Annotated in this window: 19 protein-coding genes; 11 read left to right on the plus strand and 8 right to left on the minus strand. The window is 71.1% G+C overall.

Going from position 1 to position 23,154, the window contains the following annotated elements:
* Window positions 1-5: 5 nt before the first annotated feature.
* Window positions 6-1,997 (minus strand): acetate--CoA ligase, encoded by a 1,992-nt coding sequence (gene acs, locus ACFSZT_RS06740; protein WP_377389345.1) that lies wholly within the window; start codon window positions 1,995-1,997, stop codon window positions 6-8.
* Between the two features lie 179 nt (window positions 1,998-2,176).
* On the opposite strand from acs, the gene ACFSZT_RS06745 reads away from it, so the two are divergent.
* Both ACFSZT_RS06745 and ACFSZT_RS06750 read left to right on the plus strand, forming a co-directional pair.
* A complete protein-coding gene (locus ACFSZT_RS06745) occupies window positions 2,177-2,674 on the plus strand; it encodes a phosphoribosyltransferase (protein WP_377389342.1) in 498 nt (165 codons plus the stop codon).
* Window positions 2,671-3,408 carry an oxidoreductase gene (locus tag ACFSZT_RS06750; protein ID WP_377389338.1) on the plus strand — a complete coding sequence of 246 codons (738 nt, stop codon included), beginning with the start codon at window positions 2,671-2,673 and terminating at the stop codon, window positions 3,406-3,408. Before ACFSZT_RS06745 ends, ACFSZT_RS06750 begins: the two co-directional genes overlap by 4 nt.
* 42 nt (window positions 3,409-3,450) lie before the next feature.
* On the opposite strand, the gene murQ is transcribed toward ACFSZT_RS06750, so the two are convergent.
* The 6 genes from murQ to ACFSZT_RS06780 all read right to left on the minus strand — a co-directional run bounded on the left by murQ (window position 3,451) and on the right by ACFSZT_RS06780 (window position 11,810).
* Entirely contained in the window at window positions 3,451-4,380 is a 930-nt protein-coding gene (gene murQ / locus ACFSZT_RS06755; protein ID WP_377389691.1) for an N-acetylmuramic acid 6-phosphate etherase, read from the minus strand.
* 68 nt (window positions 4,381-4,448) lie between these two features.
* Entirely contained in the window at window positions 4,449-5,444 is a 996-nt protein-coding gene (locus ACFSZT_RS06760) for a MurR/RpiR family transcriptional regulator (RefSeq protein WP_377389689.1), read from the minus strand.
* Between the two features lie 149 nt (window positions 5,445-5,593).
* Window positions 5,594-7,279: a serine hydrolase gene (locus ACFSZT_RS06765; RefSeq protein WP_377389335.1), complete on the minus strand. Its 1,686-nt coding sequence runs from the start codon at window positions 7,277-7,279 to the stop codon at window positions 5,594-5,596.
* Window positions 7,280-7,330: 51 nt separating this feature from the next.
* Complete coding sequence (locus ACFSZT_RS06770; protein ID WP_377389332.1) at window positions 7,331-8,608, minus strand: exo-beta-N-acetylmuramidase NamZ family protein; 1,278 nt, start codon at window positions 8,606-8,608, stop codon at window positions 7,331-7,333.
* 5 nt (window positions 8,609-8,613) lie between these two features.
* Entirely contained in the window at window positions 8,614-10,455 is a 1,842-nt protein-coding gene (locus ACFSZT_RS06775; protein WP_377389330.1) for a glycoside hydrolase family 3 protein, read from the minus strand.
* A gap of 527 nt (window positions 10,456-10,982) precedes the next feature.
* Entirely contained in the window at window positions 10,983-11,810 is an 828-nt protein-coding gene (locus ACFSZT_RS06780) for an HAD family hydrolase (protein ID WP_377389327.1), read from the minus strand.
* A 361-nt stretch (window positions 11,811-12,171) separates the two neighbouring features.
* On the opposite strand from ACFSZT_RS06780, the gene ssd reads away from it, so the two are divergent.
* The 8 genes from ssd (at window position 12,172) to ACFSZT_RS06820 (ending at window position 18,068) form a co-directional block, all read left to right on the plus strand.
* Window positions 12,172-13,233, plus strand: coding sequence for a septum site-determining protein Ssd (gene ssd, locus ACFSZT_RS06785; protein WP_377389324.1), 1,062 nt, complete (start codon window positions 12,172-12,174; stop codon window positions 13,231-13,233).
* A gap of 71 nt (window positions 13,234-13,304) precedes the next feature.
* Window positions 13,305-14,501, plus strand: a complete 1,197-nt coding sequence (locus ACFSZT_RS06790) for a TadA family conjugal transfer-associated ATPase (protein WP_377389322.1) — start codon at window positions 13,305-13,307, stop codon at window positions 14,499-14,501.
* Window positions 14,495-15,319 carry a type II secretion system F family protein gene (locus ACFSZT_RS06795; protein ID WP_377389319.1) on the plus strand — a complete coding sequence of 275 codons (825 nt, stop codon included), beginning with the start codon at window positions 14,495-14,497 and terminating at the stop codon, window positions 15,317-15,319. Before ACFSZT_RS06790 ends, ACFSZT_RS06795 begins: the two co-directional genes overlap by 7 nt.
* On the plus strand, window positions 15,316-16,023 hold the full coding sequence (locus ACFSZT_RS06800; protein ID WP_377389317.1) for a type II secretion system F family protein: 708 nt from the start codon (window positions 15,316-15,318) through the stop codon (window positions 16,021-16,023). Before ACFSZT_RS06795 ends, ACFSZT_RS06800 begins: the two co-directional genes overlap by 4 nt.
* Before the next feature lie 61 nt (window positions 16,024-16,084).
* Complete coding sequence (locus tag ACFSZT_RS06805; RefSeq protein ID WP_377389687.1) at window positions 16,085-16,255, plus strand: DUF4244 domain-containing protein; 171 nt, start codon at window positions 16,085-16,087, stop codon at window positions 16,253-16,255.
* On the plus strand, window positions 16,255-16,644 hold the full coding sequence (locus ACFSZT_RS06810) for a TadE family type IV pilus minor pilin (protein ID WP_377389313.1): 390 nt from the start codon (window positions 16,255-16,257) through the stop codon (window positions 16,642-16,644). Before ACFSZT_RS06805 ends, ACFSZT_RS06810 begins: the two co-directional genes overlap by 1 nt.
* Window positions 16,616-17,101, plus strand: a complete 486-nt coding sequence (locus tag ACFSZT_RS06815; protein WP_377389310.1) for an Rv3654c family TadE-like protein — start codon at window positions 16,616-16,618, stop codon at window positions 17,099-17,101. Before ACFSZT_RS06810 ends, ACFSZT_RS06815 begins: the two co-directional genes overlap by 29 nt.
* A gap of 337 nt (window positions 17,102-17,438) precedes the next feature.
* Window positions 17,439-18,068, plus strand: coding sequence for a bifunctional DNA primase/polymerase (locus ACFSZT_RS06820; protein WP_377389308.1), 630 nt, complete (start codon window positions 17,439-17,441; stop codon window positions 18,066-18,068).
* Here ACFSZT_RS06820 and ACFSZT_RS06825 read toward each other — a convergent pair.
* Window positions 18,032-20,449, minus strand: a complete 2,418-nt coding sequence (locus ACFSZT_RS06825; protein WP_377389305.1) for a DEAD/DEAH box helicase — start codon at window positions 20,447-20,449, stop codon at window positions 18,032-18,034. The two genes, ACFSZT_RS06820 and ACFSZT_RS06825, sit on opposite strands and share 37 nt — an antisense overlap.
* A gap of 305 nt (window positions 20,450-20,754) precedes the next feature.
* Here ACFSZT_RS06825 and ACFSZT_RS06830 point away from each other — a divergent pair, with 305 nt between their 5' ends.
* Window positions 20,755-23,037, plus strand: a complete 2,283-nt coding sequence (locus ACFSZT_RS06830; RefSeq protein ID WP_377389302.1) for a sodium-translocating pyrophosphatase — start codon at window positions 20,755-20,757, stop codon at window positions 23,035-23,037.
* The last annotated feature ends 117 nt before the right edge of the window (window positions 23,038-23,154 follow it).

Raw genomic sequence — 23,154 nt, forward strand, 5'->3', positions numbered from 1 at the left:
GTGGACTATTCGTCGCCCTTGCCGGACTTGAGCCCCTTCGAGATCAAGTCCATGACGGAGCTGTCGGCGAGCGTGGTGACGTCACCGATGTCCCGGTTCTCCGCCACGTCACGCAGCAGCCGGCGCATGATCTTGCCGGAGCGCGTCTTCGGTAGTTCCGGCACCACCATGATCTGCCGCGGCTTGGCGATCGGGCCGATCTCCTTGGCGACGTGGTTGCGCAGCTCCTGAATGGCCTGCTCGCCGCCTGCCTCGTCCTCCGCGATACCGCCGCGCAGGATGACGAACGCGACGATGCCCTGCCCGGTCGTCGGGTCGGTCGCCCCGACCACGGCCGCCTCGGCGACGGTCGGGTGCGAGACGAGAGCCGACTCGACCTCGGTCGTGGAGATCCGGTGTCCGGAGACGTTCATGACGTCGTCCACGCGGCCGAGCAACCAGATGTCGCCGTCGTTGTCGTACTTCGCGCCGTCACCGGCGAAGTAGAAACCCTGCTCGGCGAAGCGCGACCAGTACGTCTCCTTGTACCGCTGGTCGTCGCCCCAGATGCCGCGCAGCATCGACGGCCACGGCTTGTCCAGCACCAGGTAACCGCCGCCGCCCTTGCCGACCTCGGTGCCGGAGTCGTCGACGACCTTGGCCGAGATGCCGGGCAGCGGACGCTGCGCCGAACCCGGCTTGGCGCTCGTGACACCGGGCAGCGGCGAGATCATGATCGCGCCGGTCTCGGTCTGCCACCACGTGTCGACGATCGGGCAACGGTTGGCGCCGATGTGCTCGCGGTACCACATCCACGCCTCGGGGTTGATCGGCTCGCCGACCGAACCGAGCACCCGCAGCGACGACAGGTCGTACTTCGCCGGGATGTCGGCGCCCCACTTCATGAACGTCCGGATGAGCGTCGGAGCCGTGTAGTAGATGGAGACCTTGTACTGCTGCACGATCTCCCAGTGCCTGCCCTCGTGCGGGGTGTTCGGCGTGCCCTCGTACACGACCTGCGTGGCGCGGTTGGCCAGCGGGCCGTACACGATGTAGGAGTGCCCGGTGACCCAGCCGATGTCGGCGGTGCACCAGTAGACGTCCTTGCCTGGCTTGTGGTCGAACACGGCGTGGTGCGTGTACGCCGCCTGCGTCAGGTAGCCGCCCGACGTGTGCAGGATGCCCTTGGGCTTTCCGGTGGTGCCCGACGTGTACAGGATGTACAGCGGGTGTTCCGAGTCGAACGGCTCGGGCGTGTGCTCCTCGGACTGGGAGTCGACGAGTTCGTGCCACCAGATGTCTCGGCCCTCGGTCCACGGCACCTCGCCCTCGAGGTCGTCACCGGTGCGGCGCACCACGATGACCTTCTCGACGCTCTCCGCGCCCGCGAGCGCCTCGTCGACGTTGGCCTTCATCGGTGCGGCCTTGCCGCGGCGGTACTGGCCGTCGGAGGTGATGACCACCTTCGCTTGCGCGTCGTCGACGCGCTGCCGCAGCGCACTCGGCGAGAAGCCACCGAACACGACGCTGTGCATGGCGCCGATGCGCGCGCACGCGAGCATGGCGACGATCGCCTCGGGAATCATCTGCAGCTGGATGGCGACGCGGTCGCGTGCGGTCACGCCGAGGGAGGTCAGTGCGTTCGCGGCCTTGCTGACCTCGCGCTTGAGGTCGGCGTAGGTGATGTCGCGGGTGTCGCCCGGCTCGCCGACCCAGTGGATGGCGACCTGGTCGCCGTATCCGGCTTCGACGTGCCGGTCGACGCAGTTGTAGGCGACGTTGAGCTTTCCGCCGACGAACCACTTCGCGAACGGCGCGTCCGACCAGTCGACGACCTGGGTCCACTTCGTGTCCCAGTGCAGGCGCTCCGCCTGCTTGGCCCAGAACGCCTCCCGGTCCTTGTCGGCCTCCGCATACCACTCGGCGGTCGCGTTGGCCCCCGCGGCGAACTCCTCACTCGGAGGGAAAGTACGGCTCTCGGTCAAGAGGTTGTCGAGTGCCGGCGACTGCTCTGTCATGTGCAAGGCCTCCTGATCGTGATCTTCGGGTGCGCCCGCGGCGACGGTAGTGACGTTAGTACGCCTGGTAAAAGGTTGCAGCCAGTGCGCAGGGGCGACAAGCGTGGGACGACGAGCGGCCGACGAGCGGTCGACCAGGGCCGCCTATGCTCTGCGTACTCGGTGTAGCGGAGGGTTGGTTGATGGCGGAGCGCGAGGAGCTCACCTGGGATTTGTTCGGTACGGCCAGCCGTGAGCTGGCCCGGCAGGTCGCGGACAGCGGATTCCGGCCCGACCTGATCTTGTCGATCGCCCGCGGCGGGCTGTTCGTGGCCGGCGCGCTCGGCTACGCGCTGGACGTGAAGAACCTGCACGTGATGAACGTGGAGTTCTACACGGGCGTCAACGAGCGGCTGGACCTGCCCGTGATGCTCCCGCCGGTGCCCAACGCCGTCGACCTCGCCGGCGCGCGCGTGTTGGTGGCCGACGACGTCGCCGACACCGGCGCCACCCTCAAGCTCGTCCGTGACTTCTGCGCCGACGCGGTGGCCGAGGTGCGCTGCGCGGTCGTCTACGAGAAGCCGGCGTCGATGGTGTCGTGCGAGTACGTGTGGCGGCGCACCGACAGGTGGATCAACTTCCCGTGGTCGACGGAACCGCCGGTGGTGCGCAGGGACGGTCAGGTGCTCGACGCATGAGCACCGGCGACCCACTCGACCCGCTGCTGGAGCTCGACGGCGTTGCCGCGGCGGCGAAGTCGGCGCAGGACGCGGTGTTCGCCGTGCACCGCCACCGGGCCAACCTGCGGAGCGGCTCGGCCACCGCGGCGGAGGCATCGGTGCGAGCGGCGCGGGCGTCGGCCGGAGTCGAGGGCGTGGACCCGGAGATCCCCGACGAGGGCGCCGTCAGTGACCCGGTGCTCGCGGGCGCGCTGCGGGTCGCGAAGGCCACCGAGTCGCTGCTGCCGACGTGGCGGCGCGCGCCGTTGCAGGCGCTGGCCCGGATGCACGTCCTCGCGGCGGCCGACCTGACCGACGACACCGACGCGCTCGGGCGCCCGCGGCAGGAGCCGGGCGTCGGATCCCGGCTGGAGCTGCTGGCGCAGCTCACCACCGGCGCGACGAGCGTGCCCGGCGCGGTGCAGGCGGCCGTCGTCCACGGCGAACTGCTCGCGCTGCGGCCCTTCGGCACCGCGGACGGGGTGGTCGCGCGTGCCGCGTGCCGGCTGACCATGATCGCGACGGGATTCGACCCGAAGGCGCTCACGGTGCCCGAGGTGAGCTACTTCCGCAGGCCCCAGCGGTACCGCGAGGCGGCGGAGGCCTTCGCGAGCGGAGCCGCCGACGGCGTGCGCGACTGGCTGCTGTTCTCCTGCGAGGCCTTCGAGGCCGGCGCGCGGGAGGCGACGAGCATCGCCGACGCCGCCTCCTGAGCGCCCGACCGGCCCGCGCAGGCTCGGCCTCGCAGGTGCCGGTCAGCAGGCCTGCGCCCGCACCGACTCCAGTGCGTCGCGGACGTGGCCGTTCGCCGCGTCGAGGGCCTCGATGGCGACCTCGACGTCCACGCCGGCCAGCAGGTGAACCAGCGCGACCTTGAGGTCACCGGAGGCCTTCGTCAGCGCTTCGTCGCAGTCCTGCGTGCTCATGCCGGTGGCCTCGCGCAGGATGCGCAGCGTGCGGCCACGCAACTTCGCGTTGGTGGCGCGCATGCTGACCATGAGGTTGGAGTAGGTGCGGCCGAGCTTCACCAGCGTCGCGGTGGAGAACGCGGTCAGCACGATCTTCTGTGCCGTGCCCGCCTTCATCCGCGTGGAGCCCGCGATGGCCTCCGGGCCGGTGTCCACCGTGATGAGCACGTCGACCTCGGGTGGCACCACGGCGTCCGGGTTGCCCGAGACCAGACCGGTCCGGGCACCGCGGCGCTTGGCCGCCTGCAGCGCACCCAGCACGTACGGCGTGCGGCCCGACGCGGTGAGCCCGAGCACGAAGTCGCCCGCGTTCACCGTCGAGTTCAGCTCGGCAGCGCCCGCCGACGCGTCGTCCTCGGCGTTCTCGACGGGATGCCGCAGCGCGCGTTCACCGCCCGCGTGATGCGCGACGAACCAGTCGGGGGGCACGTTGAACGTCGGGATGAGCTCGGCCGCGTCCAGCACGGCGAGCCTGCCGGACGTGCCCGCGCCCACGTAGTGGACCCGGTGCCCGCCTCGCAGCGCCTCGGTGGCGTAGTCGACAGCCGTGGCCAGCTGCGGCAGTGCCGCCTGCACGGCACGCGGCACCCGGGTGTCCTCGGCGTTGATCAGGGCGAGGATCCCCGCGGTGGACATCTGGTCGATGTCGGTCGTGCGCGGGTTGCGCTGTTCGGTCGGCGAATCGACATGCACCACCTGTGCCGGTACAGCGCCGATTCCCGTGCGGGTTCCCATGGGCCTCACCGTTTCCGCTCCGGAACGGGCGGCCGTATCGACCGCCTCGCTCATTTGCCGGTTTCCCGGGACCGCCGTCTGCCATCCGGACGGACCCCTAGCCTGTGTGTGCCGACCGCGTCGCGCGTGGCATCGAGTGCCTTGACCGCCTCGTCCATGTGCTGCTGCGCGACCCCGATGAACAGGCAGTCGACGACCATGAGCTGGGCGATCCGGCTGGCCGTCGCGCCCGAGCGGAAGGTCGTCTCGCGAGCCGCGGTGGTGAGCACGTGGTCGGCGACCTCGGAGATGGGGGAGCGGGGGAAGTTGGTCAGTGCCACGGTCGTCGCGCCGTGCTCCTTCGCAGCCCGGAGCGCCTCGACCGTGTCCGTGGTGGCACCGGTGTGCGAGATGCCCACCGCCACGTCGCCGGGCTTGAGCACGGCGGCCGAGGTCAGCATGATGTGCGTGTCCGACCACGCGAAGCTCACCCGGCCGATGCGGTGGAGCTTCTGCTGGAGGTCGGCGGCGACGAACGCGCTCGCGCCGACGCCGTACACGTCGACCCGGTTCGCGCCGGCGAGCAGGCCGATGACGCGTTCCAGCGCGGCGATGTCGAGCTGCTCGGCGGTCTCCTCGACGGCCCGGGCGTCGGCGAAGCTGACCTTGCTGACCACGGCGGCCAGGTCGTCGTCATAGGCGATGTCGCCGCCGAGGTTGCGCGTCGAGCGTGCGGCCGACCGGGCGGTGTCCGCGGCGAGCGCGATACGCAGCTGCGGGTAGCCACCCACGCCGATGGCCTTGCAGAACCGGGTGACGGTCGTCTCGCTGGTGTTCGCGGCGAGTGCGACCTCGGTGATGCTGCGGCGTGCCACGGCGGACGGGTCGTCCAGCACCACCTTCGCGACCCGTTGCTCGGCCCGCGCGAGTCCAGGCAGCAGGGAACGGATGCGGACCAGCGGGCTGCCGTCGTTGTCGCGCTCCTGCGCGGGGTTCTCCGTAGCCGGGTCGTCACCGTTCGCGTTGGGCGGGCCTGCTGGCTCTGCCGTGGGAAAGTTACTAACCATAGGCATCTGCGACAAGGTTACCCACACCTTCCGGAGTGATCGCAACCAAGGCGTGTTCCCACGACCCAGGCCGCTGCTGTCCTGTTGCTCAGGAAGTCGCGGTCCCGGTTGGACTTGTTAACCCGCTTGGGCTACAACTTGGCAACTAATCAGCGCGTGCGCAGCACGAAACCCTGCGCGTTGATCGTTTCGGGTCGCCGTTCGGCGTCCAGAATCACCCGGGAACCATCGGATACCCGGATCCCGTCGATGTGAACACCGCGCCCGGTGTAGTTCCCATCCGTTGTGAATCGCCAACGAAGAGTGACATTCTCGCCCGGAGGAATCTGGGCGCGTACGGTCCACCACGAGCGGTGACCGGATCCGCGGAGCTCGCGCACCGGCTCCGTCGGCGCACCAGGGCCGCGTACCGACATCGGCACGGTTCCCCAGTTGCTGCCGTTGGTGGTCGACTCGAGAACGAGCGTGTCCGTCGTCTCGGTGTCGACAAACGCATTGAACTCCGCCGTGACGTCACGGTTGCGGGCACCCAGTGAGCGCGTGGTGAGTGTCGCGGTGCCGTCGTTTCCGAGGCCGCTGAACCACGAGTCCCGTCCGGCCTTCGGGCGCACGGCAAGCGCGCGCGACAAGCCGGTGGCCCAAATCTCCCGGGCCGGGTTGACCGAGCCCCATTCGCGGGTGGGGTGCACCCGGTTGGTCAGCAGGATCGCCGCCGACCGGGACATCGGGTCGATGACGAACGACGTGCCCGCGTAGCCGGTGTGGCCGGCGGTGACCGGCGAGGAGAGCCCGCCCATGTACCACCGCTCGTTCAGCTCGAAGCCGAGCCCGTGGGCGTCACCGGGGAACTCCTCGTTGTGGTTGCGGATCATGGCCCGGACGCTGTCCTCGGAGAGGATGCGCGCGCCGTCGTAGACACCGCCGTTGAGCAGTGCCTGGGCCAGCACGGCCATGTCCCGGACGGTGGAGAAGATGCCGGCATGCCCGGCCACACCGTCGAGGGCCCACGCGTTCTCGTCGTGGACCACGCCGCGGATCATGCCGCGGTCCGGCTCGGTCTGGAACTCGGTGGCCGCGATCCGCGGCAGCTTCGACGGTGGTGGGTTGAAGCCGGTGTCGCGCATGCCGAGTGGCTGGGTGATGCCCTCCCGGACGACTCGGTCCAGGGGTTTTCCGGTGACCCGGCCGACGAGCTCGCCGAGCGTGATGAGGTTCAGGTCGGAGTAGGTGTACTCCGATCCCGGTTCGGTTTCCGGCTCGATGCTCAGCACCGCTCCGATCCGGGACCTGCGGTCCGGGTAGTCCTCCCACAGGTTGACGGTGGCGGGCAGCCCGGAGGTGTGGGTCAGCAGCTGCTCGACGGTGACCGAGCCCTTGCCGTTGGCACCGAACGCGGGCAGGTACCGGGCGACCGGTGAGGACAGCTGCACGGCACCGCGCTCGACGAGCTGCATCACCGCGATGGAGGTGAACAGCTTCGTCACCGAGGCCATGTCGAAGATCGTGTTGTCGCGCACGGGGACCTGCCGGTTCGCGGGCAGTGCCCTGCCGTCGCGGTCGAAGCGCACCGCGCCGCCCGCAGCGAATCGGCCGACGATCATGCCGTTGTGCACCAGAATTCCGGCGCCGCCCGAGTACAGCGGGTGGCCCTCGACGGCGTCGGACGCCGTCCACGCTCTGAGCTGCCGTTCGGCGTCGCGAATCGGCCGCGGGTCGAGTCCGGCCTCCTCGGGCGAAGACGGTGTCAGCGTGACCGACTCGGGCGCGAACCCGCTCCGCGGCTGGTCGAATCGCCCGGTCCCCGGGCCGGAGGCAGCCATTGCCGTGGCCCCCATCAGTGCCAAGATCGCGGTGAGTGCCGCAATTCTGCCCCGCACCGTGCTCCCCTACCGATAGATGAGGTACTTCTCGCGGTCGCGTCGGAACCCGGCCTGTTCGTTCTGCCAGGACCCCACGATGTCGTCCGTACCCGCTCCGGCGTCCACCAATCGGCGCAGGCGGTCAGAGCCGAAAAGTTTGTCGATGAACAGGTCGTCGCGCCACGCGAACAGGTCGCGGTGCACCTTGCGAGCCGTGACCAGCAGGGCGATGCCGGTACGGATCGGATCGAACGCGTACGGGTCGGTGATGCTCAGCTGCACGCCGCCGCACGTCTGGCCAGGGAACTTGCCGAATGTCGGGACGAAGTACGTCTCCCGGAACGCCACACCGGGAAGACCTTGGCCCTCGAGTGCTTCCCGCCAGCGCCAGTCGACGCCTGGCGCGCCCAGGATCTCGAACGGCCGCGTGGTGCCGCGGCCCTCGGAGAACACGGTGCCCTCGAACAGGCACGTGCCCGGATAGGCGAGCGCGGTGTCGGGGGTGGGCACGTTCGGGCTCGGCGGTGTCCAGATGAGTCCGGTGTCGCCGAACCACTGTCGCCGTCGCCAGCCGCGGACCTCGACGATGTCCAGGCTGTCCAGCCGCCCGCCGTCGGAGGGCAGGAACTCGGCGTCGAACAGCGTGGCGAGCTCCCCGGCCGTCATGCCGTGCTGCAGCACGATCGGTTTCAGCCCGACGCCCGAGCTGAACGCCGGGTCGAGCATCGGTCCGTACGCCTCGCCGCCGACGGGGTTGGGCCGGTCGAGGACGACGAAGGCCGCTCCCGTGCGGGCTGCGGCGGCCATCGCCGTGTACATCGACCAGATATAGGTGTAGAAGCGCGACCCGATGTCGGCGATGTCGAACACGACCGTGTCCACGCCCGCCTTGCGGAACATGCCGGCCAGCTCATCGGCCGTCGCGCCGTACGCGTCGTAGACCGGCACACCGGTGCGGGGGTCGGCGAGGTCGCCCTCCGATCCGCCCGCCTGCGCGCTGCCCCGGAACCCGTGCTCGGGCCCGAACACCGCGACCGGCCGGACGCCGGCTTCGACGAGCGAGTCGACGATGTGGTCGCGCCCGGCCAGCACGCCCGTCGGGTTGGACAGCACACCGATCCTGCGCCCGGACAGCCGTCGCCAGCCCTCGGCCGCGAGCCGGTCGGCTCCCGGGGTCACCGGGCGGCTCTGGGCAGCTTGGGCGGCCGGGTTGGCCGGGGTGGCCGCGGCGAACTGCGAGCCGGAGGTGAGCAGCGGGGTCGCGAGCGCACTCGCGGCCAGGAAGAGGCGGCGGTTGACGGTCATTCAGGTCACCAGGTAAGGCCGTGGCCGAAGGGGTAGCGGATTGTTTCCGGGTCGTCGCCGGCCGGGATGTTCACCGGCAGCTTGCCCTGGGGCGCGTGCTCGCCGAGCAGCACCTTCGCCAGCGACGTCATCGAGACGCTGCGCCAGTCGTAGGTGGCGAGCCACGTCGGTACGTCGGCATGGCCCGGGTCGTACGGTTCCTGCACCGACACTGCCACGACGGGCTTGCCCGTCGCCAGTAACCGGTGCACCAGGTCACGTTGGCCGGCGTCGTTGGCCAGGCCGTTTGTGAGCACGACCACCAGATCGGATTCCGTCGCCGCGGCCACGGCCTGCTCGACAGCGGCGGCGTCCGGCTCGGCGCCCGTGGGCAGCGGTGTCGCGAACGGCCCCAGCGCGTCGGCCAGCGCGTCGACCGGTTCGGCCGGGTAGCCCGGGTAGTCGGGGCTGTTCCAGCCCGTCACCAGCACCTTGCCGGGGTCACGGAGGGGGAGCAGCTTCGCGTCGTCACGTAGCAGCGTCGGGGCACGATCGGTGGCGGCCTGCACCGTGGCGAGGTTCTCGGGTGTGCCGACCTTCCTCGGCACCGCACGCTCGTCGACCAGCGGAGCGGCAACGATCCCGCGCTTCTCCTTCAGCTTCAGGATGCGCAGGACGCTCCGGTCGATGCGCTCCTCGGTGATCCGGCCGCTGCGCACGGCGTCCAGCACGCTGTTCATCGCCAGCTCGAGGTCCGGCGGCATCAGCATCTGGTCGACGCCGGCCTCCAGCGCCAGCACCGGAATCTCGGAATCGGGGTGCAGCTCCCGCACGCCCTGCATCTGCAGCGAGTCGGTGACCACGACGCCGTCGTAGCCGAGCTCCTCGCGCAGCAGGCCCGTGATGATCGGTTTCGAGAGCGTGGCGGGGTTTCCGGACGGGTCGAGGCTCGGCACGGTGATGTGCGCGGTCATGATCGAGTCGGCACCCGCCTCGATGGCGGCCTGGAAAGGTGGCAGATCGATCTCCCGCCACTCCTGTTCGGTGCGATCGATCCTCGGCAGGCCGGTGTGACTGTCGGTCGCGGCGTCACCGTGGCCGGGGAAATGCTTCGCCGAGCTCGAGACGGTCTCGGTCGCCGGGCCGGAGTTCTGGTAGCCCTCGACCTGGGCGGCCACGAACTCGCTCGCCAGCGCGGGATCGGACGAGAACGAGCGCGAGCCGATGACCGGGTTGGCGGGGTTGGAGTTCACATCGGCGTCCGGGGCGAAGTCCTGGTTGATGCCGATGGCCCGGAGCTCCGAGCTGCTGACCGCCGCGGCCGCGCGGGCCACCGGCGCGTCGCGGCCCGCGCCCAGCGCCATCGCGCTGGGGTGCTCCGTCGCCGGGTCGCCCAGGCGTGTGACTCGGCCCCCTTCCTGATCGACGGACACGATCAGCGGCACGTGCGCACCCGACGACAGGGCAGCGCGCTGCAGCCCGTTGGACAGGCGGGCGACCTGGCCGGGCTCGTCGATGTTGTCCGTGCCCCCGTGGTTGAAGTAGATGACGCCGCCGACCTGGTAGCGCCGCACCACCTCCGAGGCGGTGTCGACGCCGTACTTCTCCCGGTTGCTCGCGTGCGGCTCGTGGGCCGACTTCCCCCAGACGTCGGCGACGAAGAGCTGGCCGACCTTCTGTTCCAAGGTCAGCTTGCCGAGCGTGCGTTCCGCCCAGCCCGGGCCGGGCGCCTGAACCGCTCGGGGTTCGCCTGCTCCGGCGGCGGAGCCGCCGGTCGACTGCGTGGCGCAGCCGGTCACGACGAGCAAGCCTGCGAGCGATACGGCGGCATAGCCGATCCTCCTGTGCCGGGCGCGAGAGGTGGTCACGAAAAAGCCCTCCAGTGTGCGTGCGACGTGGGAATTCCACGAAAAGGCACCAGCACCGGAAAGCTACTGACCGTCGATGTCGGCGGTCAACGACCAAAAGTCGCGAACGGACCATTCACCCTCACCGGCGCGTGCGAATGGTCCATACACGCTGGCGGCGCCCGCCGACAGACCTGTCGACGAGCGCCGCCATTCGCGCAGACGTTCCGGGTGACCAAGCTGCAACTCGTGTCGTATGGGTGGGGACTCGGCGTCCGGCGTCCCGTCAACGCAGTCCCTCAACGACAAGCCTCCCGCGGCGTGCCCAGCGTGGGTGCCCGGAGTCCGCGCACGGAGATCGATAGGGGTGGATCAGGCTTCTCTTCTGCCGGATCCCTGGCCGACTCGATGTCCGCACTTCCTTTCTACCCAGTGACGGCCGTCACTTCAAGGTCTCGCCAAGGTGCACCGGTACAGAGCCCCGATTCGGTGAGTTGCACACGTGTGATCGCGCGATTCCGTGTCAGGACAGGCGAAACGGCACGTGGTCACGCGTCCCGGCGACGTCGGCGCGACAACCCGTACAGCGTCGCCCCGGCGGCCATGCCTACGCCGAGCCCGACCGCGACCGCCGACGCCGACGGCATCCGCGAGCGCAACGACACGGGCCTGGTGAACGTGTGAATGGGCCAGTCGCGCTCGACGGCGATCCTGCGCAGGGCGCGGTCCGGGTTGACGGCGTGCGGGTGGCCGACCACCTCCAGCAGCGGCACGTCGGTGCTCGAATCGGTGTAGGCATGGCAGGCGGCCAGGTCGTAGCCGTGGTCCGCGGCGAACCGCTTCGCCGCGACGGCCTTCTCCTCGCCGTAGCAGTAGAAGTCGATATCGCCGGAGTACCGCCCGTCGACGACGCTCATCCGGGTTCCCATGCTGTACGTCGCGCCGAGCATCTCGGCGATCGGCGTCACGACCTCCTCGCCGGCCGCCGACAGCACGATCACGTCGTGCCCGTTCTCGAGGTGCTCGGCGATCAGCTCCTCCGCCTCGGCGTAGACGAGCGGCGCGACGACGTCGTGCAGGGTCTCGGCGACCACCGCACGCACCTGCTCGACCTCCCAGCCCGAGCACAGTGCCGAGATCTCCGCGCGCAGCCGTTCGGTGCGATCCTCGTCGGCGCCCGAGAGCGAGAAGACGAGCTGGGCGTACGCGCTCTTCAGCGCGGCGCGCCGGTTGATAAGCCCCTCCCGCAGGAACGGTCTGCTGAACGCGAGTGCACTCGACGAGGCGATGATGGTCTTGTCGAGGTCGAAGAACGCCGCGGCCCGCACGGGTGCCGCGGTCTCGCTCGACGACGAGCGCAGGGTGGAGTCGGCCACAAGGTCCACGATAAGTGATCTCCGCAAGTGGGGGACGGAGGCGTGCGCGCGGCCGGATCATGCCACGTCGCAACCGTTTCCACCCTTGTCCGTTACCGAATCGGCTCTCCACGGGATCCGGTACGGGGCCTACGCAGAGTTACGCTGGAGCGAGTCCGGCGGCGGCCGGATGCGGCTCGGCCCACCCCCGGCCGAGCCCCCGGCGGTCCCCGTTCCTCCCCCTGGCGGGGACCGCCTTCCAACTCTCCGCACGCCGAGTTGTCCACATCGACCCGGTTATCCACAGGCCGGCGAACTCGACCTTTTCGCACCGGGTATCGGCACGCGACCGTGAATGCGCAGCCGACATCCAGGGGGAATCGTGCAGAACAACGACCGGCCGCTCGTCGTCGCGGCCGAAGGTCCGGTGCTCGACGAGATCCAGCGCCTCGCCGCGGCGGTGGGCTGCGACGCCGACCAGGTCGCCGACCTCGAGGCCGCCCGCGGCCGATGGACCGAGGCCCCGCTCGTCCTCGTCGACGACGCCGTCGCCGGTGCAGCGGCGGGCCTTCCGAAGCGGGACGACGTCCTCCTCGTGTGCGCGGGCAAGCCACCGCCGAGCGCGTGGCGGCGCGCGTTCGTCCTCGGTGCCGAGGACGTCGTCGCCCTGCCAGACACCGACGGGGTGCTGGTCACGGCCCTCGCCGACGTGGCCGAAGGACCGAGCCCGCAGCGCGGGCGCGTCCTCGCGGTGGTCGGTGGGCGCGGCGGTGCGGGCGCCTCGGTTCTGGCGGCCGCTGTCGCCCTCGGGGTGGCGAAGTCGGGCGGCGATGCCCTGCTGGTCGACTGTGATTCCCTCGGCGGCGGCATCGATCTCGTGCTGGGTGCCGAGCTGGAGGGCGGTCTGCGCTGGCCGGAGCTGCGAGTACAGGCCGGGCGGGTGTCGATGGCGGCTTTGGACGACGCGCTGCCCGGAATCGACCACGGCGCCGGTCGGCTGGCCGTGCTGTCGTGTGATCGGGACGGACCCGGCCCCGCGCCCGACGCGGTGGCCGCGGTCGTGGCGGCGGGCACGCGGGCCGGCCGGGTCGTGGTGTGTGATCTGCCGCGGGAGCCCGGCCCGTCTGGTGACCAGGTGTTGCGGCTCGCCGACCTCGTGGTTCTCGTCGTCCCGGCCGAGCTGCGCGCCTGTGTGGCCGCAAGCCGGGTGCTGGCCAACCTCGGTGATTCCCGGGGACGGGTTCGCGTGCTGGCGCGCGGGCCCTCCTTGGACGGGCTGACCGGACGCGACGTCGCCGACGCCGTGGGCGCGCCCCTGCTCGGCTGGCTACGCCCGGACCGGCGGCTCGCCAAGGCGCTGGAACGCGGGTCGTTCAACCCGCGCAGGCGGAGCTCGCTCGGCGCTGCGACGCGGGCCGTTCTCGACGAGCTCCACGCGGCCTGACCGTCCACAGTGGTCCAGACGTGGAGTTGTCCACAGTTTCGCACTTTTCCACAGACACCTGGGGGTAACCGGTGAAGACGACAACGGTCCACACGGGACAGCCTGAGCCGCGGCTCGTCGAACGGGTCCGGCAACGGCTTGCCGGATCCGGGGCCTCGACCGACCCGCGAACCGTGGCTGAGGCCGTGCGGGCCGAAACCGGCGGTGTAGCGGGCCATCTCGACATCCTCGACGCACTGCGGATGCTCCGGCACGAGTTCGTCGGTGCCGGACCGCTGGAGCCACTGCTCGACGACCCCGGAGTCACAGACGTACTAGTGACCGCACCGGACGAGGTGTGGGTCGACGGCACGAGCGGCCTGCGTCGCACCGACGTCCGGTTCCCCGACGAGGAGGCCGTCCGGCGGCTCGCGCAGCGGCTCGCGCTCGCGGCGGGCCGACGGCTCGACGATGCGCAACCGTTCGTCGACGGGTGGCTTCCGGGTGCGGGCCCGCACGGCCGCGTCCGGTTGCACGCCGTCCTGCCGCCCATCGCGGCGGACGGGACGTGCCTGTCGCTGCGCGTGCTGCGGCCGGCCGTGCACGACCTGCGTGCACTGCACCGGCTCGGCACCGTCGACGACCACGGACTCGCGCTGCTCGAGGCGATCGTGGCCGCACGGCTGGCCTTCCTCGTGAGTGGCGCGACCGGGTCCGGCAAGTCGACGCTGCTGGCGGCCATGCTCGGCGCGGTCTCGCCTGCCGAGCGGATCGTGTGTGTCGAGGACGCCGGCGAGCTCCAGCCCGCGCATCCGCAGGTCGTGCGCCTGGTGGCCCGGCCGCCCAACGTCGAGGGTGCGGGCGAGGTGAGCCTGCGTGAACTGGTGCGCGAGGCACTGCGGATGCGGCCCGACCGGCTCGTCGTCGGAGAGGTCAGAGGGCAAGAGGTCTGCGAACTCCTCAATGCCTTGAACACCGGGCACGACGGTGGAGCGGGCACCCTGCACGCGAACTCGCCCAGTGAGGTGCCCGCCCGGCTGGAGGCGCTCGCGGCACTGGGCGGGCTCGCCCGCGACGCCCTGCACAGCCAGCTGGCGGCGGCCGTGCAGGTCGTGCTCCACATGCACCGGGCACCGGGCGGGGCGCGCAGGCTGGCCGAGATCGGTGTCGTCCGACGGCGTCGGGACGCGGTCGAGGTGTGCCCGGTGTGGCGGCCGGACGGCTGGACCGGCGACCGCGTGTTGCTGACCGGTCTGCTCGAGGCACGAGGAGCGGTGCCGAGATGCTGACGTGGTCCGCACTGACCGGTGCCGTCGCGGTGCTCGCCTGGCCGGGTCCTGTCGCACGCCACCGGCTTGCCCGGCTGACCCGGTCGGTTCGGAAGCGCCCCGCCCTCGCCGTGATCCGTGACCGGGCGTCGTGGCCGCGCCTCGCCGTGGCCGCTGCCGCGCTCGCGCTGCCGGTCATAGTCGCGCTCGCGGGCGTGGCCGCGACCGCTGCGATCGCACTCCTCGCGCTGGCGTTGTCGCTGCACGTTCGGGCACGCCGCCGCACACGACGACGAATCGAGGCCACTGCGCGGCTCGCCGAAGCCGTGCGCACGTTGGTCGGCGGATTGCGGGCGGGCGCTCATCCGGCAGCGGCCGCGGAGACGGCCGCGCACGACGCCGACGACCACACCGCGTCGGTGCTCACCGCGATCGCGGCCTCCGCGCGCCTTGGCGGTGAGCCCGACGCCGAGCGACTGGCCGTCGCCGGCGCCGTTCCCGCCGACGTCGTCCACCGGCTCGTCGCCGCGTGGTCTCTCGCCCGCCGACACGGCCTGCCGTTGGCCGGCGTCCTCGAAGCCGTACAGCGCGACGTCGACGCGCAAGTCCGCCTGGCCGGACAGCTCGACGCCCGGCTGGCAGGCCCGCGCGCCAGCTCGGCGATCCTTGCCGTACTGCCGGCGCTCGGTGTGCTGCTCGGGCAGGTCATGGGAGCCGCTCCGCTGGACGTCCTGCTGACCACGTCGCCGGGCCGGGTGCTGCTCGTGCTCGGTTCCGCGCTGGTGCTCGCCGGCGTCGCGTGGAGTACGGCGCTCACGAGTCGGGTGACGCTCCGATGAGCGCGGTCGTCACCGCGTTGCTGGGCGTGGCCGTGCTGGTCGCGCCGCCGTCGCCGACAGCGCGGTTGTGTCGCGTCCTGCCACGCCCGCAACCTCGGACCCGGGCCGTGCGGCTGACGGCTGTCCCGCGGCCCCTGCTCGCAGGCGCTGTCGCCGCACTGGTGACCGTCGCTGTGGGCCTGCCGCTGGTCGCGGTCCCGGTCGGTGTGCTGGTGTGGTGGGCGACGCGGCGGTGGCGGACACGCAACCACGACGGCCGTCCCGATCCGCTCCGGATGGCGGCGACCGGCGACCTGCTCGCGGCGTGCCTCCACGCCGGGCTTCCGGTTCCCACGGCCGTGCGGGCGGTCGCCGGGACGGCTCCGGCCGACGCGGCGACCGCGCTCCGGGAGACAGCCGACCTCCTTGCCCTCGGCGCGGAACCCGACGCCGCCTGGGAGCCCGCTCGGCGTTGTCCGGCCACCACCGAACTGGCCCGCGCCGCCTGCCGCACCGCGCGATCGGGGAGTGCCCTCGCGGGCGTCGCCGGGGAGATGGCACAGCGGGCGCGCGCGGCCGTCGCGGACGAGGCCGAAGCGCGTGCCCAACGAGCGGGCGTGCTCATCACCGGACCACTCGGCCTGTGCTTCCTGCCCGCCTTCCTGTGCCTCGGCGTCATTCCGGTGGTCATCGGACTCGCCGGGCAGCTCACGGTTCTCACCTGACACACCCACGAAAGGAACGACCATGAATGCGCTCAAGCTCTTCGTGCTCCGCCGCGGTCCGATGCCGCGTCTCGATCTCCGCGCGGACGACGGGATGAGCACTGCCGAATACGCGATCGGCACGATTGCCGCCGCCGCGTTCGCCGCGCTGCTGTACGCGGTCGTCACCGGCGACTCGGTGCTCTCCGCGCTCACCTCGCTCATCGAACGTGCGATCTCGGTGGACTTCTGATGCGTCGGCGGATCGGCGACGACCGCGGCGCCGTGACGGTGGAGGGTGCCATCGCGCTCTGCTCGCTGCTTGTGCTGTTCGGCATGGTGATCGCCGGAGTCTCCGCGATGGCCGGTCAACTGCGGTGCACGGACGCCGCGGGCGAGGCGGCCCGGTTGCTCGGCCGCGGGGACCGATCACTCGCGGAGGAGGCCGTGCGGCGTCTGGCGCCTCGGGGCGCCACGCTGGCGACGCGCAAGGACGGACGGGGCATCACGGTCGCCGTGGAGGCGCCCGCGCTCGGAGGCATCCTGCCGGGCATCGCGATCAAGGCGGAGGCGCACGCCGAGCTGGAACCCGGCGTCGATTGGGCAGGCAACGATGCCGGGATCACCGCACGGACCCGCTGACCGGGACACCGGATCGGCGACCATCCACGCCGGCCGGGACGGCGGACCCGCCACCGTCCGGTGTGCCCGCTACCGCGGTTCAGCCGCCGTCCGCGCCGGCCGGGACACGGGATCGGCCACTGTCTGGGCCGCGGTCGCCGTCGCGGGCCTGCTGGTGCTCGGTGCCTTGCTGTGGACGCTCGGCAGCGCCGCTGTGCTCCGCCAGCGGGCCGCCAACGCCGCGGACCTCGCCGCCCTCGCCGCGGCAGGCCACGCCGACCTGGGCACGGCCGAAGCGTGTGCTCGGGCCGAGCGAGTCACCGGACGCATGTCGGTGCGGCTCCGTGAATGCAGGCTCGATCGGTGGGACGCGCTGGTGGTCGTCGAGGCGGTCGGGCCGCCGTTGCTGGCACGGTTCGGCCCGGCCACCGCTCGTGCGCGAGCCGGGCCGGTGGAGAACCAGGCGGCCTCCCGGTGAACGGCTTCGGCCGAACGGTGCGACCGAGCGCCGTTGACGAGCAGCGGTCGAGCGAAAGCGGTGAGCGGTCGACCCGGCCCCGGGGGAGAGTCGTATGCCGGGAACATCGACGCGAGCCACAGCGGATCGTGGTGCGACGAGCGGCCGGGCGACCGGGGTTTGTGACCGTTAACCGGCAGCCGGGGTTCAGTCCAGCCGTTGTGCCGATGCTCACTCATCGTGCGGCAGATGCCAGTGGCCGACCGCCTACTTCCCTTGTTCCTGCAAATTGCCGTTTATTGAGTACGACGCCGCGAAGCCGGTGGTGACGAATTTTCCGAGGAGGCTCGAGAAAGACATGTTGGACACGGAGTGGCCGGAGAGCTGGCGCAGCTCGTTCCGTATCGAGTTGCGTGCCGAGGCGATCGGCCTGGCCTGGAGGGGTTGGCCGGTCCTGCCCGGCAGCTACCCGGGGTCGGCCGCCGGCGCCGCGTGGGAGCGGCCGGTGCCCGCCCACGACGACTGGCAGCAGCGGCTGGGCGCCCACCCGCAGCAGGTGGCCGCGTGGTTCACCGGCAAGCCGTACAGCCTCCTCGTGGCCACCGGCACGATGGTCGACGCCATCGAGGTCGACGACCAGCTCGGTCGTCGTGCGGCGACGCTCCTCCGCGCGACCGGCCACCCCGCCCCGATCGTGGCGATGCCGAACGGCCGCTGGCTGTTCCTGACCACGTCGGCGACGACCGTTCCCTCGGCGCTGGCCGAGCACGACGACATCCAGTGGCACGGAGAGGGCAGCTACGTCCCGCTGCCGCCGACGCCGTTCGAGCAGGGCGTCGTGCACTGGCGCGTCAAGCCGGAGGTCTGGGGCTGGCGGCTGCCGGCCGCGGCGGCCGTGCACGAGGTGCTGGTGCGCGCGCTGCTGGGCGAGGCCGCGGACGCGGCGTCCGGTCAGCCGGTGGTCGCCGCGGGATCGTCGGCGGCCTGATCGACCTCGTGACCGTTGCCGCGTTCGTTGCTCACTGCCCCGAGCACGATGTCGAGGACGGTCACCGCCCCCGCCTTGTCCAGCGGTTCGTTGCCGTTCCCGCACTTGGGCGACTGGACGCAGGACGGGCACCCAGCCGGGCACTCGCAGGAGACGATCGCCTCCCGCGTAGCGGCCAGCCACGGGACGAGCGCGGCGAAGCCGCGGTCGGCGAATCCCGCACCCCCGGGATGACCATCGTGCACGAACACCGTCGCCTCCCCGGTGTCAGCGTGCAAGGCGGTCGAGACCCCGCCGATGTCCCAACGGTCGCACGTAGCGAACAGCGGTAGCAGGCCGATCGCCGCGTGCTCGGCAGCATGCAGGGCGCCGGGAAGGCGCGCCGGTTCGATGCCGGCGCCCCCCGGCGCCCTGTCGTCTCCGGCTCCGTGCGCCTCCAGCAGCTCGGCGCTGATCGTGTACCAGACCGCCCGTGTCCGCAGTTCCTGCTCGGGCAGATCCAGTGCGACGTGGTCGAGCACCTCACCGGACGGCAACCGGCGCAGGTAACCGACCACCTGCGACGTCACGGCCACCTCTCCCAGGCACACGGTGACGCCGCCGTACCGCTCCTCGCGGATGGTCGACAGTACGGCGATGTCCACCACGCCCCGCGCCGAGGTGTTCCACTCGGGATCCTCGGCGTGGACGAGCGCCAGCCCGTTCTCCAGGTCGAGCTCGTCCACCACATACGACGACCCCTGGTGCAGATACACCGCACCCGGATGCACGGTGCTGCACGCCGATCCCGGATCCACCGTGCCGAGCAGTCGTGACGTGTCCGCTTCCACGACGGCGATCTGGTCGCCGCCCGAGCCACGAATGTCCACCTCGTGCTGAGGGCGGTCCCGGGACGTCCAATACCAGCCGCTCGGCCTGCGCCGGAGCATCCCGTCGGCGACCAGCGCGTCCAGGACCTCCCGGGCCGCATCGCCACCGAACGCGTCGAGTTCCCTGGCCGTCAGCGGTAGCTCGGCCGTCGCACACGCCAGCTGTGGCACCAGCACGTACGGGTTGCTCGGATCGAGCACCGCGGTCTCCACCGGCCGGTCCAGCAACGCCGCCGGGTGGTGCACCAGGTAGGTGTCCAGCGGGTCGTCCCGCGCGACGAACACCACCAGCGCGTCGTCGCCCGCCCGGCCCGCGCGCCCGGACTGCTGCCAGAACGACGCGAGCGTGCCCGGATAACCGGCCAGCACCACGGCATCCAGGCCCGCGATGTCCACGCCGAGCTCCAGGGCGTTCGTCGTGGCCACCCCGAGCAGGTGTCCGCTCAGCAGGGCCTTCTCCAGCGCACGCCGTTCCTCGGGAAGAAAACCGGCCCGGTACGCCGCCACCGCTTCCCGCAACTGTGGGTCCACTTCGGACAGAATTCGCTTCGCGCCCAGCGCGGTCAGTTCCGCGCCCCGGCGGGACCGCACGAACGCGAGACTGCGCGCACCCTCGATCACGAGCTCCGCCAGGATGCGCGCCGCCTCCGCGCCGGCCGAACGCCGCACCGGAGCCCCGTTCTCCCCGGCGAGCTCCTCCAGCAACGGAGGCTCCCACAGCGCCACCGTGCGCGGGCCGCGCGGCGAGGCGTCGTCCACCACCGGCGTGCACGGCTTGCCCGTCAGCCGCGAGGCGAACTCCGCGGGCTCGGCCGTGGTCGCGGAGGCCAGGACGAACACCGGATCCGCGCCGTAATGCCGGGCCACCCGGCGCAGCCTCCGCAGCAGCAGCGCCACGTGCGAGCCGAACACCCCGCGATAGCTGTGACACTCGTCGACGACCACATAGCTCAGTCGCCGGAAGAACGTGGCCCAACGGGCATGTGCACTCAGCACACCTCGATGCAGCATGTCCGGGTTGCTGAACACCCAGCGCGCGTGCTTGCGGACCCAGTCCCGCTCGGCGCGCGGGGTGTCGCCGTCGTAGGACGCGGGACGCACACCGTCCAGGCCGAGCGCCGAGACGGCGCGCAGCTGGTCGGCCCCCAGGGCCTTCGTCGGGGCGAGATAGAGGGCCGTCGCCTTCGGGTCGGTCGCCAGCTTCGAGAGCACCGGCAGCTGGTACACGAGGGACTTACCGGATGCCGTGCCCGTGGCCATGACGACGTCCTGGCCACGCCAGGCCAGCTCGGCCGCCTCCGCCTGGTGGGTCCACGGCCGCTCGACGCCGCAGTCCCGGAACGCCGCGCTGACCTGCGGCGGCACCCAGTCCGGCCAGTCGGCGAAGCGGGCGGGGCGCGCGGGCAGGTCGGCGACGTGCGTGACCGGATTGCGGCGCTCGGGAATGCCCGCCGTCGCCCGCTCCAGTAGCCGGCGGGCCCGCGAGACACCTGCCTCGACCTGGCTGCTCAAGATCGGCCTCCACCGAGGGGAGACGTCACCGCCTCGGCAGGCCCCAACCGCTGACCGTTCATGTGTTCGAGCATGGCACACCCGCCGGCCCAGCAGACGGATGGCACGGACCCGCGCACGTCACCTTCCGTGAGCGGAGTCACATGCGTACGCAGCGTATCGGACCCAAGACGCCCTGCCGCACGGTTCGTCGTACCAATAGACTCCGCAAAACCACGCCAGAAGTGGTGCAGATCCCATGTCAGCGTCGACACAGTGGGTAGCCACCGTCGCTGCTGACGCAAGGCGACGTTTCAGGAGGACGAATGTCCCGGCACTTCCTCGCGGAGGGCTCCCCGGAGCTCTCCGGAGGTGACTACGGCATCGTGGCCGTGGTCGCCGTGGTCGCCCTTGCTGCACTGGTCATCGGCTATCTCTTGCTGAAGGAGGTCCTGGCCGCGGGCCAGGGCACCGAGAAGATGCGGGAGATCGCCAAGGCGGTGCAGGAAGGCGCGGCTGCCTATCTCAACCGGCAGCGGAACACGCTCGCGATCTTCGGCGTGATCGTGTTCGTCTTGCTGTTCGCACTCCCCGCGGAAGATTGGAACGAGCGCATAGGCCGTTCGCTCTTCTTCCTCATCGGGGCCGTGTTCTCGTTCTCGATCGGCTACCTCGGCATGTGGCTGGCGACGAGAGCGAACGTCCGAGTGGCGGCCGCGGCACGAGAACCCGGTGGGCGGGAGAAGGCGATGCGGATCGCGTTCCGCACCGGTGGCGTCGTCGGCATGATCACCGTCGGCCTCGGCCTGTTCGGCGCGGCCGTCGTGGTGCTGGTCTACGCGGGCCAGGCCCCGAAGGTGCTCGAGGGCTTCGGCTTCGGCGCGGCCCTCATCGCGATGTTCATGCGTGTCGGCGGCGGCATCTTCACCAAGGCCGCCGACGTCGGGGCGGACCTCGTGGGCAAGGTCGAGCAGAACATTCCCGAGGACGACCCGCGCAACGCGGCCACCATCGCCGACAACGTGGGCGACAACGTCGGTGACTGCGCGGGCATGGCGGCCGACCTGTTCGAGTCGTACGCGGTGACCCTGGTCGCAGCGCTCATCCTCGGCAGCGCGGCGTTCGGCGCGACCGGCTACGGCCTGGTGTTCCCGCTGATCATCCCGGCCATCGGGGTCATCACGGCGGTGATCGGCATCTACATCACGCGTGCGCGGGCCGGCGAGAGCGGTCTGACGACGATCAACCGGTCGTTCTACATCTCCGCCGTCATCTCGGCGGTGCTGTCGGCCGTCGCGGCGTTCGTGTTCCTGCCGAGCTCGTTCGACGGCGCCGAGGGCAACCCGGCCGTCATCGCGACGGTCTCCGTCATCATCGGTATCGCGCTCGCCGGCGTGATCCTGTGGCTGACCGGCTACTACACCGGCACCGAGCACGGTCCCGTGAAGGACGTCGGCAAGACGTCCGAGACGGGTGCGGCCACGGTGATCCTGTCCGGTATCTCGGTGGGCTTCGAGTCGGCGGTGTTCACCGCGCTCGTCATCGGTGCCGCGGTGTTCGGGGCCTACCTGCTCGGCGGCGCGGTGGCGTTGTTCGCGGTGGCGCTGGCCGGTACGGGTCTGCTCACGACGGTCGGCGTCATCGTCGCGATGGACACCTTCGGCCCGGTGTCGGACAACGCCCAGGGCATCGCCGAGATGTCCGGCGACCTCGAGGAGGGCGAGGGCGTGCAGATCCTCACCGAGCTCGACGCCGTCGGCAACACCACCAAGGCCATCACCAAGGGCATCGCGATCTCCACGGCCGTGCTGGCGGCGACGGCGCTGTTCGGGTCGTACTCGGCGGCGATCCGCGACGCGTTGCGCGATGTCGGAACGGGAGTCGGTGACGCTGTGCCCGACTCGTTCGTGGACAGCATCATCTCGCCGAACACGCTCGTCGGCGTGGTCGTCGGTGCGGCCGTGGTGTTCCTCTTCTCCGGACTGGCCGTCAACGCGGTGTCCCGCGCGGCGGGCGCGGTGGTGTACGAGGTGCGCCGCCAGTTCCGCGACATCCCGGGGATCATGGAGGGCACGACCCGTCCCGAGTACGGCCGCGTCGTCGACATCGTCACGCGCGACTCGCTGCGGGAGCTGGCCACACCCGGCCTGCTGGCGGTGTTCGCGCCGATCGCGGTCGGCTTCGGGCTCGGCACCGGTGCGCTCGCGGGCTACCTCGCGGGCGCGATCGCGACGGGCACGCTCATGGCGGTGTTCCTCGCCAACTCCGGTGGCGCGTGGGACAACGCCAAGAAGCTGGTCGAGGACGGCCACCACGGTGGCAAGAACTCGGAGGCGCACGCCGCGACGGTCATCGGCGACACCGTCGGTGACCCGTTCAAGGACACGGCGGGGCCGGCGATCAACCCGCTGCTCAAGGTGATGAACCTCGTGTCGCTGCTGATCGCACCCGCGGTGGTGCAGTTCACCGTGGGTGAGGACGCCTCGATCGGGGTCCGGATCGGCATCGCGGTGGTCGCCGTGCTGGTGATCGTCGGCGCGATCGTGGTGTCGAAGCGGCGCGGTACGGCCATCGCCGAGACACCTGCGCAGCAGGCCACCAACGCTTGACCGGCAGCACGAAGCCGGGCGTGGACACTCAGCGTGTCCACGCCCGGCTTTGTTGCATTCGGAAGCGACACGCAAAGGTGACTTGCAGACTGCGCGTTGCCGGGTACCGTCGCACCG

The organism is Prauserella oleivorans, from assembly GCF_042685745.1.
Lineage (GTDB): Bacteria > Actinomycetota > Actinomycetes > Mycobacteriales > Pseudonocardiaceae > Prauserella_A > Prauserella_A oleivorans.